This window comes from Paenibacillus sp. FSL H3-0310, assembly GCF_038002785.1.
Classification (GTDB): Bacteria; Bacillota; Bacilli; order Paenibacillales; family Paenibacillaceae; genus Paenibacillus_AQ; species Paenibacillus_AQ odorifer.
In genome coordinates, this window is the sequence record NZ_JBBODC010000001.1 from 2,607,250 (window position 1) to 2,619,896 (window position 12,647).

Below are 12,647 nucleotides of genomic sequence, written 5' to 3' on the forward strand. Positions count from 1 at the left end.
AATACTCTAAATTGCAGACGTCCGCTTATGCGGGCGTTTTGTTATGTCCGGACCAATGCTGATATATGAACTTTCCTTAAGTTTCAAATGTTGCATAAGAATAGGGTGGAAGGAGAATAGTACTAACAGATTCCTATAGAGGATGATTGCGATGTGGCCTAAAATAGTCTCTTATATTCCGGACTGGACAATTTTTATGCAGGCGGCGATTACGCTGCTCTTTCCCGTAGGGATTTTTTATCTTTACAGGCATTTGTATTTTTATGTTGGAAGCGGACGCTCCAAGGAAACAGAGGCCAAATCACAGGATGCGGAACTGAAGAAGAATGACAATCGGGAAGTAAATCCGCAGCCTCCTGTGTCTACTGCTTTTACCCAGGACTATGATGCCGATCTGACAGCGATAAAAACGGCATTGGGGGAGAACAGTGATGTACATTTTCGTGAATTCTCAGTTAAAGGTATACAGGCACGTGCCGCATTGGTCTATGTAGAGGGGATGCAGCACGAGGAGCTAATCAATCAGCAGGTGCTGCAGAATCTGATGTATGCCGGCGAAACGCAGGCTTCAGAAGGAATATACAACTACTTGAAACAGAATATGCTCCCCTTAGCTCAGCTTAGTGAAGCCAAGGATTTAGACCAACTGCAGGAGTTTGTCCTATTCGGATACACTGCGCTGATTGTCGAAGGCATGCGTGAGATGTTGCTGGTGGGTTCTCCGCATGGATCCGTGCGCGCGATTACTGAGCCGACCTCGGAGGCTTTACTGCGTGGGCCTCGGATTGGCTTTACCGAGGTGCTTAGTGAGAATACCTCTATGCTGCGGCGCCAAGGGCTTAATAAGAATCTGGAAATGAAAATGGTTGAAGTAGGCAGCGAAATCAAGAAGAACCTGGTTATCGCTTATATGAAAAACATTGTAAATCCTGATCTGCTCCAGGAAGTGGAGGAACGTATCTCCAAAATTGATATGGACTTTATTCTGGAATCCGGCTATGTGGAACAGTTGATCGAGGATGATTATTTAAGCCCGTTTCAGCAGACACAGAATACGGAAAGACCCGATCGGGTAATTGCATCCTTGTTAGAGGGAAGAGTCGCTATTTTGCTGGATGGCACACCGTTTGCACTCGTTGTTCCAGTGACGTTCAGTATGCTTTTGCAGTCTCCTGAGGATTATTATGAGCGCTGGATTCCGGGTACACTTTTGCGGATACTCCGGTTTTGCGCATCATTTCTGGCTCTGTTGGCTCCGGCGCTGTATATTTCCTTTATCTCTTTTCATCCGGGACTGATTCCTACACAACTGGCGATTTCCATTATCGAAACACGCCAAGGTGTACCCTTTCCTGCATTAATTGAAGTGTTGATTCTGGAAATTTCCATTGAAATCTTGCGTGAAGCTGGAATTCGGCTGCCGAAGCCCATAGGTCCGGCAATGGGGATTGTCGGAGGTCTAATCATTGGAGATGCCGCGGTACAGGCTGGTATTGTAAGTCCTTTTTTGGTAATTGTTGTAGCCGTGACAGCGATCTCTTCGTTTTCCATACCGATGTACAGTGCGGGGATTACTCTCCGGATCTTACGATTCGCAGGCATGTTATTTGCGGCGGTCCTGGGCATGTTCGGAACCATCCTTTTCTTCCTGCTTATTTGCAGCCATCTGACTCGGCTTTCAAGCTTTGGAGTTCCTTACGTCACCCCTATTTCCCCTTTCCGCTTAAGTGACTGGAAGGATTTGTTCGTTCGTGCACCGTTATCGATCATGAAGCGAAGACCGGAGATGCTGAAGACCCAGAAGAAAAAGCGCAGGTCCTAGAGAATGTATTCTTAGCAGGAGCAGAGGGGAGACCACAGTGTTTAAACGAACTGATGACAAGATCACAACCTCGCAGGCTTCCATAATCTTGACCAATTCAATGCTAGGTGCGGGAATTTTGACTTTGCCCAGAAATGTTGTAAAGGCTGTGCAGACTCCCGATGCCTGGATTTCAGTAGTGCTGGGAGGTATCGTCGTATCTTTGGTCATATTGGTTATGGTGAAGCTTAGCCAGCAATTTCCAGGGAAGACTGTCTTTCAGTATTCTAAAAGAATTGTTGGGAATTTTCCAGGCAGTGTAATGAGTACAATATTGATTCTTTACTTTATTGTGATTGCGGGTTTCGAAATCCGCGTTCTGGCGGAAGTAACATTGTTCTTTCTTCTGGAAGGGACACCGATCTGGGCGATTGTGATGCCGTTCATCTGGGTGGGCACTTATTTGGTGTATGGCGGGATTAATTCCATGGCCCGCGTGTTTCAGATTGTATTTCCGATCAGTATTTTTATTCTGATTATTTGTTATATCTTAAGTACTAGAATATTTGATATCCAGCATTTGCGTCCTTTTCTGAGTGAAGGCATGATGCCGGTGATCCGAGGCATGAAGTCGAGCATCCTGATTTTTACTGGTTGTGAGGTTGTGATGACAATGACGGCCTTTATGGAGCATCCGCAGCAAGCGGTCAAAGGAATGATGGTCGGTTTAAGTATCCCGCTGGTATTGTATCTGGTTACTGTTGTGATGGTTATCGGCGGCCTATCCATCAATTCTGTAATCACCAGCACCTGGCCTACGATAGATTTGGTACGGAGCTTTGAAATATCAGGGTTCTTTTTTGAACGATTTGAATTTCCGTTGCTCGTCATTTGGCTGATGCAGATGTTCTGTAATTTTTGTAGCTTTTTCTTTAATGCGTCACTTGGCATCTCTCAGGTATTCCACCTAAAGATCCATCCGGTTATGTTCGCTTTAATGCCCATCATCTTCATCTGTACGATGATCCCTCAGCGCATCAATGATGTCTTTAGTCTTGGTGATGCGATTGGCTATATGGGTGTGCTGATCTTTATAATGCTGCCACTGTTATTGTCGATTGTATTAATCATTAGGAAGAAAGGACTCAAGCAGAATGTTTAGACAGCGGGTTATTCGCCTACTATTGGTATTCGTGATTCTGCTTACGCAGTCTGGCTGCTGGAGCAGTAAGGAGATTGAAGACTTGAGTGTTTATACGGGATTGGCGCTTGACAAGGGGGAGCCGAAAGGAGTCGAACGGGAGTTTGAGGAACTCGGAGGAAGCTATTTTAAGAAAAATAAATTGACGGCTACGGTACAAATTGTGCCTGAAAAAATACTCGGAAACTCTGGCAAAGATGGCGCAACACCACAAACTCATTATCACAATATTTCTGAGACAGGGGATTCTCTGCTTGAGATATTCCGCCAAATCTCAATACGTAAGAACCGTCCGATTATAGGTCATCACCTCAAGGTTGTTGTCATATCTGAGAAACTGGTGCAACAGGAGAAGATCAGACGGCTAATGGACTTTTTACTGCGAGATAATGATATCCGCCCTAGCTGTCTTATATTTCTTAGCCAAGGGCCTGCATCCGACACACTTAAAACAACCTCGGAGGAGATTCCTTCTTTTCGTCTGGCAGACATGATTCATAACCACTTCAGAACCAGTAAAGTTATGAAGGGCATAACGTTGTCTAATCTAGATGCACTTATGTACTCCAGGCAAAGCTTTGTTTTACAGAACGTTGTGGAGGCACAAGGTGAGGTGGAATTTTCCGGAGCAGGTATTATCAAGGGAGACACAGGACAGTGGATTGGCAATATTGATCAACAGGATGTGGAGAGTATTGCCTGGATCAAAGGGGACATAAAAGGTGGGAGCATTAAAGCCTATAATCAGTTGAATGAAGCGATTACTTATGAAATTAAATCAGTTAAGAGCAAGATTACGCTGAAGGAGACTGCGGATGAGAAGTTCTCTATTCATGTAGCCATTGAGTCTGATGGACGTCTTATTGAGAATTGGGATGATAATGAGCATTCCGCGGAAGTTGCCTATTTCAAAGAATTGGAGAAGATATTCGAGGAAAAATTAACCGAAAAAATCAATGCTCTTATTCACAAAATGCATTCTACCTACAAAGTGGATATAGCAGGGTTCGGAAATTGGTTCAGCATAGAAAAACCGCAGGTTTGGAAAAAGATCAAGGATCATTGGGACGAGGAATTTATTCGGATGCCATTGACCTTTGATGTTAAGCTTAAAATCACCGATTTTGGTTCCACGACTGAATGAAGGGTTCACTTGATAGCGTGTTAACTCGAAAAGGATCTCAGCAGCCGATGATGGCTATTGAGATCCTTTTCGTGGTTAGTAAGTAGAAGCTGCAAAAACAAACACAACGACGAATAATATAATAATTGCGTACATCAGCGTGCCCACAATTCCACATACCAGGCCTGCAATCGCTAGGCCTTTGCCTTGTTCATAACGATTACGGATTTCCTTCAGCGATAAGGCGGATAGAATAATCGCAATAATTCCTAACAGAAAACCAATATAAGGCACAACAATAGAGAGGATTCCCAAGACAAAACCAGCGATTGATTTACCATTCGTCGGTGCCGGAGGGGGTGGAGGCTGATAATAGTTCAAATTGTCGTTTGGTGGATAGCTCATTAAAATCACCTCCAATAGAAATTGTTATTGAATGTAGTTAATCCAGTGCTCTAGCTGCACACAAGGGACAAGCCCAATAGATTCAGCTAGACGAATGGACGCTTGATTTCTTTCAAGGACGTGATAGCGTGGAATAAAGCCTCGTTCTAACGTTTCTTGTATGGCTGTGCGAACTACCATTTTCGCGTATCCGTATCTTTGAAATGCTTCTAAAGTATGAACAGCGCCGATTTCCCAAATCTGCTCTTCATTTCGGAACGCTAGGCAGGTACTAACCGGATTGTCGCCCTGAAAGATTGAAACGGAAAACGCTCCTTTTTGGAAATATTCCTCAATTTCTTCCTTATTGTAATGGTTAGCAGCCCAAAGTGGAAGTAGTCTGTCGTCAAATGAATGATTGATTGACACCTCTTTGTCCTTACTATACCTTAACCCCTCAGTTGTGCTGTAAGAGAAAAACCCCCGAGTTTTTTCTAAAGAAAAATGCGCAGACAGTGCCTCTTGGTACTTCACATCCTGTAGTTTAAAAACAAGCTTCGCCTGTGCTGGGAGCAGTGGTAGTAAAGCTGGAAATATATCGGGGCAGCTGTAATCCAAAAATACGATGTAATCCGCTTGAGGATATACCCTATGATCATATGCGTATGCTGTGGCTGGAAGAAGTAATACAATACCCCACTGATCACCATGCTCAACTAGATGTGTTTCCATGACTTCGTGGAAGGAGTTTAACATTTTTAACAAGCTTACATTCTTTAAGGGATTCGTTTGTAATTTGTTTATGATTCGTTCGTTCTGGTGCACGTTCATCCACTCCTAGCTCAGATTTATATATTTTACTATAAATTGTACTTATGCAGATATTTATATTTTTCCCTTTACTAATCATTAATCTATTGAAGAAGGAAGGTTGACATTGACTGTTATAATATATTAGGGAAAATAAAGCTCGCTGTTTGAAGCAGCATACGTGAACGGAGGCACATAATTTCATGACACAATCTATCACAGGCGCTGCTGTTCGTGTAGGAGAAGGTCTATCTAAGCAATTCATCCTAATTCTAGCCATTGCATCAGGACTAAGCGTGGCAAATATGTATTATAATCAGCCGCTCCTAGCTGAGATAGGACGCACATTTAATGCTTCCTCTAACGCAGTGGGATATGTATCGATGCTTACTCAAATCGGCTACGCGCTGGGAATGTTATTTTTTGTTCCACTAGGTGACATTCGTGAACGCAGAACACTGATATCAGGACTTCTTATTGCTGTATCACTGTCACTAATTGGTTTCGCTACCGCACAAAACCTCACTTGGATGTATATCGCCAGCTTTGCTATCGGCATAACTACGGTGGTGCCGCAGGTCATCATTCCTCTCTCGGCTGAGTTAGCTTTACCGGAGGAGCGGGGGAAGGTTATAGGCACTGTAATGAGCGGATTGTTTTTTGGTATTTTGCTAGCAAGAACAATATCCGGAATTATAGGGGATATGTTCGGCTGGAGAGCGATGTACTGGATTGCCGCAGTAGTCATGTTATTGTTATCCCTTATTCTTTATCGGCTAATCCCGGCAACGAAACCAGACAATAATTCCTCGTACTCAGATCTGCTGAAATCAATGGGACAACTGATTCGCAGATATTCGACGCTTCGTGAGTCATCTTTAATTGGGGCTTGCATGTTTGGCGGCTTTAGTGTGTTCTGGACTTCTCTAGCTTTCTTTCTGGAAGGAGAACCTTATCACTACAGTAGCTCTATTACAGGATTGTTTGGTCTTATTGGTGTAGCAGGTGCTGCTGGTGCTCCATTTATCGGGAGGTTAGCAGACAGAATTGCTCCCAAAAAGATTGTAGGAATCCTACTGTTAATTACATTAATTGCTTACGGATTTTTTGGTTTAGCCGGATTTACGATCTGGAGTTTGATTGCTGGAGTTATTATTCTGGATCTTGGGGTACAGGGGTCACAGGTCAGTAACCAAACACGGATATATGCACTTGAACCAGCGGCTCGCAGTCGTATTAATACTGTTTTTATGGTCAGCACTTTTACAGGTGGAGCGATTGGATCCACGCTGGGAAGTTTTGCATGGCAGCATTGGGGCTGGAGTGGTGTCTGCTTAATGGGGGGAACGCTAGTTGTAGCCGCTTTATGCATATGGATCGTCTATAGAGTGATCGAGAAAGAGGATATACCAGAGACTAGCTAGAAACGTATTACAGTACCTTTTATTATACCCGGGAGGTGTTTGATCATCGCTGAGAAGACGAAAGTTATAGAGGTTGTCCCGTATAACCCAGAGTGGAAGGCAGAATTCAATAGATTAAAAGAACAGCTCTTATCTTATGTCGGAGATCTTATTATTTCTATCGAGCATGTGGGCAGTACTTCGATTGAAGGGCTAGCTGCTAAACCTATCATCGACCTTGATCTTGTGATGGACAGCTACGATGTACTCCCACAAATCATAGAACGTTTACAACAGCATGGATATGAACACCAAGGGAACTTGGGAATAGAGGGAAGAGAAGCGTTTCAAAGACTTCAGGATGATGGATTTATGAAATATCATCTGTATGTATGTCCTAAGGATGGAAAAGGCTACTTGGAGCATATCGCTTTCAGAGACTATCTGCGATCGAATACAGCAGCGCGTCAAGCGTATGCAGAGGTCAAACAACGCTTGGCAGAACAACATCGTTATGACATTGATGCTTATTGTGAAGGAAAGACAACGTTTGTTAGCTCAATTTTATCTAAAGCCATGAAAGAAACGTAAGATACATCAATCACTTGCCCGTTCGAAGATGATTTCGAAATTCACTGGGAGACATGCCGCTCCACTTACGGAACTGCTTGGAGAAGTATAACGCGTCATTGAAACCGACCGAGGAAGAGATCTGGTCGATGGTCAGCGTGCCTCCTAGCAGTTTTTTTGCTTTATCCATACGAACCTTTAATAAATATTGTTTGGGAGACATGCCGATCTTTTGTTTAAAGACTTTAGAGAGGTGCGCCCTATGATAGCCTAGAGACGATGCCATATGGTCGATACTGATCTGTTGATGAAACTGTAGAGAAATCCAACGGATCGCTTGATCGATCTGACGGTCGATAACATCCGGTAATTCTATCGATTGAGAGGGAAGCGAACTTATGTTCGCAACACCGAATTTGTGCACTAGCAGCCGCAGCCAACCCGAAGCTTCTAAGCTCTCCAGTCGAGGATAAGCAGATTGCTGAAAGGATAAACGAATATGTTCATATACTTTATGTATCTCTATTAGGTTATCTAAGTGGATTATTGGCTTGTCCCTTGTAATTCCCACTTCGTGTAGTAGCTGTTCAACCGCTTCCCCTTGTAAGGCCACCCATACATATGTCCACGGACGATCCATGTCTGCCTGATAGCTAAATAACGCCCCCGGAAAAATAACAAAGGTATCCCCCTTACTACATCCCTGCGAATTACTGCCACTTTGAAAAACACCTTCACCGTCAATTACTGTGTGAATGAGATAGTAATCATGAACAGAGGGGCCCATTTTATGGCCAGGAACGGGCTTGCCTTCTCCGCTGAATAATACAGATAGGTCATGATCATCGGGAGCCAGATTAAACCCTGCTGTAAAATGATAATGCTCTGAAGCCATTTACTTAGAACCTCCCCAAGATTGCTTTTATAATACATTTAGATTATAGGATTGAATATACAAATGCAACAAACGTCCATATATCTCTTGTATTTCTCCATACTCATTGGGACCGCTCTCATTTATAGTGATTAGTGAAGAGAGCAGACGGTTATGATCTGACATCCTAGTGTTTATAAGGGAATTATAGTTTACTCTATTCCATAAAACTGCGATGTTAACACCGTTCACCTCACCTATAAGGAGGAATATTTCACATGTCTAAAATTACATTTATCGGAGCGGGTAGCACCGTATTTGCCAAAAACGTGTTGGGAGATTGTATGAGAACGCCAGCCCTGCAAGGGTTTGAACTTGCCCTGTATGATATTGATCTACAACGCCTGAAAGATTCCGAGAATATGCTAAATAATATAAAAGAGAGCAGCGGCAGCACTTGTGTTGTGAAATCCTATACGGATCGTAAAGAAGCTTTGCGTGGAGCTAAATATGTTATTAATGCAATCCAAGTGGGAGGTTACGATCCTTGCACCATCACAGATTTTGAAATTCCGAAGAAATATGGCTTGCGGCAAACGATTGCGGACACAGTTGGCATAGGTGGGATTTTCCGTAACCTGCGTACTATTCCAGTGATGCTGGACTTTGCTGCGGATGTACGGGAGGTTTGTCCGGACGCACTCTTTATGAACTATACGAATCCTATGGCAGTTCTGACCAATGTGATGAATACCTATGGCGGTGTAAAGACGGTGGGATTATGTCATAGTGTGCAGCATTGTATTCCGGGCTTGTTCGAGCATCTGGGTATGGATCAGACAGGTGTTCAGGCTAAGATCGCTGGGATTAACCATATGGCTTGGTTATTGGAGGTTACTAAAGACGGCGAGGATTTGTATCCGGAAATTAAACGCCGTGCCGCTGAGAAGCAACAAGAACATCACGGAGACATGGTCCGTTATGAAATGATGCTTAAATTCGGTTACTACATTACGGAATCTTCGGAACATAACGCAGAGTATCATCCTTATTTTATCAAACGTAATTACCCAGAGCTTATCGAACGGTTTCAAATTCCACTCGACGAGTATCCACGCCGCTGTGTAGATCAAATTGAACGTTGGCAACAAATGCGTGAAGAATTGGTTAATAACAAAGAACTTAAACATGAACGTTCGCATGAATATGCGTCTTATATTATGGAAGCTATCGAAACTAATGTGCCTTTCAAAATAGGTGGCAATGTTATGAATACAGGTCTTATCACTAATTTGCCAAAAGAAGCATGTGTAGAGGTCCCTTGTTTAGTAGATAGAAGCGGAGTAACTCCGACCTACGTGGGAGATCTGCCTCCACAGTGCGCCGCACTGAATCGTACAAACATTAATACACAGTTGTTAACGATCGAAGCAGCGATTACCCATAAGAAAGAGCATATCTATCACGCCGCAATGCTCGATCCACATACAGCAGCTGAATTGTCGATGGATGACATTACAAATATGTGCGACGAGCTGATCACAGCCCATGGAGACTGGCTCCCGGCGTATAAATAAATTAACTAGTTAGGACTAAGGAAGCCTGAGAAATCAGGCTTTTTTTGATTGTATTTCTACGAAAACCGAATGCTATCTTTAAAAAAGACCACGTCGTTTCTTCTTGCTTATCTGTCTAGGACAACTGGGGGACATCGGAATACACATATATGGATTATCTAAATGTGGAGGTGATCCTTTATGATCGTTGAAAGCTATACCTTAGCATCGTCCACAGCTTATGCTACTCCTTATTATGTGATTAGAGGTGAGCTTCCTGGTCCTGTCTTTATGGTGGTGTCGGGGATACATGGGAATGAGACAGGAAGTATTCGTGCCGCACAGATCATTGTAGAACATTTTAACCAGAGAAGGTTGTATATACACCGGGGCACGATCATTGTAGTACCTCTAATGAATCAAAAAGCTTACCGCAAACGGATCAGAGGTGTACCCGATTTAAATCGCACCTTTCCACGTTCTAGCAAAACAGCGGCAAAACATCCATTAGCTTCAGCTTTGCTACAGCTAGTACTAAGATATCGTCCCACCTGGTTTCTGGATCTTCATGAAGCAAATGGGTTGTCACAAAAAAATCCGAAGCGACTTGGCCAGTCGATCATCGTCACTCCGGGAAGCCGAGGAACAGGTACAGCAAAACGTGTCATCAAAGGCATTAATCGAACGATTCCCAAAACCGCTTATCATTTTAATATCCGTTTACGGGAGCGCCCCGGCTCCTCAAGGGCAGCCGTTACCCGTATATTAGGGGCTAAAGCATTTACTGTGGAAACCTGCTGGAGCCTTGATCGTGAGCTACGGATTCGCTATCAGATAGATATTGTTAGCCGTTTTTTAAAAAGTGCGGGATTATTGTGATAGAGAAAATATCTGATAACTGTGTAAGCTGGTTCTTAGATCCTAGGAATCAGCTTTTTTGCCGATACAAGAAAGGTAATTGACAACAATGGGTATAGTGTATATATTACATATATACATTGATAACACATAAACTAGGAGTGAGGGCACGATTACATGAACATATTGATATCCAACACTTCCGGTGAACCCATCTATGCACAGATTGTCAGCCAGATCCGCCAGATGATTCTGCAAGGAGAGTTAGTGTCTGGCACCCCATTACCTTCTATCCGGCTATTAGCCAAAGAGCTGCAGATTAGCGTAATTACAACGAAACGAGCCTATGAAGAACTGGAGAGAGAAGGGCTTATCAATTCAATTGTGGGGAAAGGTTCCTTTGTTTCTGGTGCAGATCAGGAGTTTATTCGGGAACAACGGCTACGGATTATGGAGAACAAAATGAAGGAGATTATCGACGAGAGTAAAATGCTGGGGATTAATTTTGCTGAGTTTAGTGAGATGTTGAAATTGCTTTATGAGGAGGAGACAGAATGAAAGAAGTCATTCAATTGGACCAAATATCTAAAAAATATGGCCATTTTAGCCTATGCGAACTTACGTTCGGTATTAAAGAAGGGTATATCACGGGGCTAATTGGACCGAATGGGGCAGGGAAAACAACATTAATAAAAATGATGATGGGGATGGTGTTTCCTGATCATGGCAGCGTCAAGATTTTTGACCAAGAGATGTCTATCCATGAAGCAGAGAATAAGGATCGGATTGGCTATGTCTCCGATGAAAATTACTTTTACGATCAATTAACCATCGATCAGATGAGTAAGATTATTGCTCCTTTTTATAGTCGTTGGGATCAAGAAACGTATAGGAAATACATAGAGATGTTCAAGCTTTCCCCGCGGAAAAAGATTAAGGAGCTCTCCAAAGGAATGAAAATGAAGTATTCGCTCGCCATTGCCTTATCACATGGTGCAGATCTGCTTATTATGGATGAACCTACTGCAGGACTTGATCCTATATTCCGAAGAGAGTTGCTTGATTTGCTTAGTGAGCATATCCAGGATGAGAAGAAGTCTATTCTTTTTTCAACGCATAATACGACTGATTTGGACCGGATCGCGGACTATATTGTTTTTGTGAACGAAGGGCACCTAGTATTTAATGAAATGAAAGAATCTCTAGCCAACAAATATATGCTGGTAAAAGGCAATAAAGAGTTGCTTGATCGGGATGTACGAAAATGGTTCATCGGGCTTAGAGAGACGGAAGTTGGTTTTGAGGGTCTTCTGAACAATCGCTCTGAGGGGGAACACTTCTTTAGAGGTCATGCCATATGCGAAACACCTACTCTGGAAGAAATCATGTATTTTACGGTAAAGGGAAACGCTTTGTATGTTTAATCTCTTGTTGCTGATTCGAAAAGACTTTATTCTCCTGCGGAATTTTATCCCTATATTTCTCTTGAGTATCTTGTTCATCGCATATGTTCAACTGGATAACTCCAGCATGTTTGCTACTTTTCAATCTTTACTGTTGCTCGTATACTCCTGTTCTATGGATGCACAGAATAACAACACAAAGTTTGTGATAGGGTTACCAGTAAGACGGCAAGAGATTATCTTGGCTAAATATTTATCACTTGTTCCTTATTGTTTCATCGGTTTGGTTTGCTCTTTAGCTTTGTTACTAATTTCCTTTTCATTTGGATATTCCATTAGCCCGGTTTATTGGATAGGGGTATCTTTAACGTTACTTATGATTCCTTTGGCTGCGTCTATTTATCTGCCGATTCATTATTGGCTTGGTTCCAAAAACTATTACTTCAATATCCTTTTTAATGTAGTAATAACGATTACCACCCTGAACACTGGATCTTCACTTTCAAATTCATCCTTTTTCTTAACAATTACCGACATAAAGCTGCAGGATCATCTGTTGTCGATTGGTTTGATAGGGATTGTTTATCTCTCCATATTGTACTGCTCTTATAGGATTTCACTACGATTGTTTAGCAAGGAAGAGTTATAAGCTAAGGAGGACGTA

General features: G+C 42.7%; 13 protein-coding genes. 10 read left to right on the forward strand and 3 right to left on the reverse strand.

Annotation, left to right across the window (positions count from 1 at the left end; genetic code table 11):
• Positions 1-151 precede the first annotated feature (151 nt).
• Genes MHH63_RS11860 through MHH63_RS11870 form a run of 3 tightly spaced genes read left to right on the forward strand, consistent with a single transcriptional unit; the run spans position 152 to position 4,146 of the window.
• Complete coding sequence (locus tag MHH63_RS11860; protein ID WP_076184981.1) at positions 152-1,822, forward strand: spore germination protein; 1,671 nt, start codon at positions 152-154, stop codon at positions 1,820-1,822.
• A gap of 37 nt (positions 1,823-1,859) precedes the next feature.
• On the forward strand, positions 1,860-2,963 hold the full coding sequence (locus MHH63_RS11865; protein WP_076184847.1) for a GerAB/ArcD/ProY family transporter: 1,104 nt from the start codon (positions 1,860-1,862) through the stop codon (positions 2,961-2,963).
• Complete coding sequence (locus tag MHH63_RS11870) at positions 2,956-4,146, forward strand: Ger(x)C family spore germination protein (protein ID WP_076126641.1); 1,191 nt, start codon at positions 2,956-2,958, stop codon at positions 4,144-4,146. Before MHH63_RS11865 ends, MHH63_RS11870 begins: the two co-directional genes overlap by 8 nt.
• A 75-nt stretch (positions 4,147-4,221) precedes the next feature.
• Here MHH63_RS11870 and MHH63_RS11875 read toward each other — a convergent pair whose 3' ends face one another.
• Positions 4,222-4,530, reverse strand: a complete 309-nt coding sequence (locus MHH63_RS11875) for a DUF4190 domain-containing protein (protein WP_036676925.1) — start codon at positions 4,528-4,530, stop codon at positions 4,222-4,224.
• A 24-nt stretch (positions 4,531-4,554) separates the two neighbouring features.
• Positions 4,555-5,334, reverse strand: a complete 780-nt coding sequence (locus tag MHH63_RS11880; protein WP_076126639.1) for a GNAT family N-acetyltransferase — start codon at positions 5,332-5,334, stop codon at positions 4,555-4,557.
• Positions 5,335-5,522: 188 nt separating this feature from the next.
• Between MHH63_RS11880 and MHH63_RS11885 the strand changes: the two genes are divergently transcribed.
• Together MHH63_RS11885 and MHH63_RS11890 are read left to right on the forward strand one after the other, a co-directional pair.
• A complete protein-coding gene (locus tag MHH63_RS11885; protein WP_076126637.1) occupies positions 5,523-6,743 on the forward strand; it encodes an MFS transporter in 1,221 nt (406 codons plus the stop codon).
• A gap of 39 nt (positions 6,744-6,782) precedes the next feature.
• Positions 6,783-7,313, forward strand: a complete 531-nt coding sequence (locus MHH63_RS11890; protein WP_370510713.1) for a GrpB family protein — start codon at positions 6,783-6,785, stop codon at positions 7,311-7,313.
• Between the two features lie 10 nt (positions 7,314-7,323).
• Here MHH63_RS11890 and MHH63_RS11895 read toward each other — a convergent pair whose 3' ends face one another.
• Positions 7,324-8,187 (reverse strand): AraC family transcriptional regulator, encoded by an 864-nt coding sequence (locus MHH63_RS11895; protein WP_076126635.1) that lies wholly within the window; start codon positions 8,185-8,187, stop codon positions 7,324-7,326.
• Between the two features lie 257 nt (positions 8,188-8,444).
• Between MHH63_RS11895 and MHH63_RS11900 the strand changes: the two genes are divergently transcribed.
• From MHH63_RS11900 to MHH63_RS11920, 5 genes are all read left to right on the forward strand, one after another.
• Entirely contained in the window at positions 8,445-9,743 is a 1,299-nt protein-coding gene (locus MHH63_RS11900; RefSeq protein WP_076132990.1) for an alpha-glucosidase/alpha-galactosidase, read from the forward strand.
• Positions 9,744-9,923: 180 nt separating this feature from the next.
• Positions 9,924-10,601, forward strand: coding sequence for a M99 family carboxypeptidase catalytic domain-containing protein (locus MHH63_RS11905; protein WP_076126632.1), 678 nt, complete (start codon positions 9,924-9,926; stop codon positions 10,599-10,601).
• 156 nt (positions 10,602-10,757) lie between these two features.
• Positions 10,758-11,138 carry a GntR family transcriptional regulator gene (locus tag MHH63_RS11910; protein WP_076126630.1) on the forward strand — a complete coding sequence of 127 codons (381 nt, stop codon included), beginning with the start codon at positions 10,758-10,760 and terminating at the stop codon, positions 11,136-11,138.
• Positions 11,135-12,004, forward strand: a complete 870-nt coding sequence (locus tag MHH63_RS11915) for an ABC transporter ATP-binding protein (protein WP_076126629.1) — start codon at positions 11,135-11,137, stop codon at positions 12,002-12,004. The genes MHH63_RS11910 and MHH63_RS11915 overlap by 4 nt, the downstream gene beginning before the upstream one ends.
• Positions 11,997-12,632 (forward strand): ABC-2 transporter permease, encoded by a 636-nt coding sequence (locus MHH63_RS11920; protein WP_076184853.1) that lies wholly within the window; start codon positions 11,997-11,999, stop codon positions 12,630-12,632. Before MHH63_RS11915 ends, MHH63_RS11920 begins: the two co-directional genes overlap by 8 nt.
• Positions 12,633-12,647: the final 15 nt, after the last annotated feature.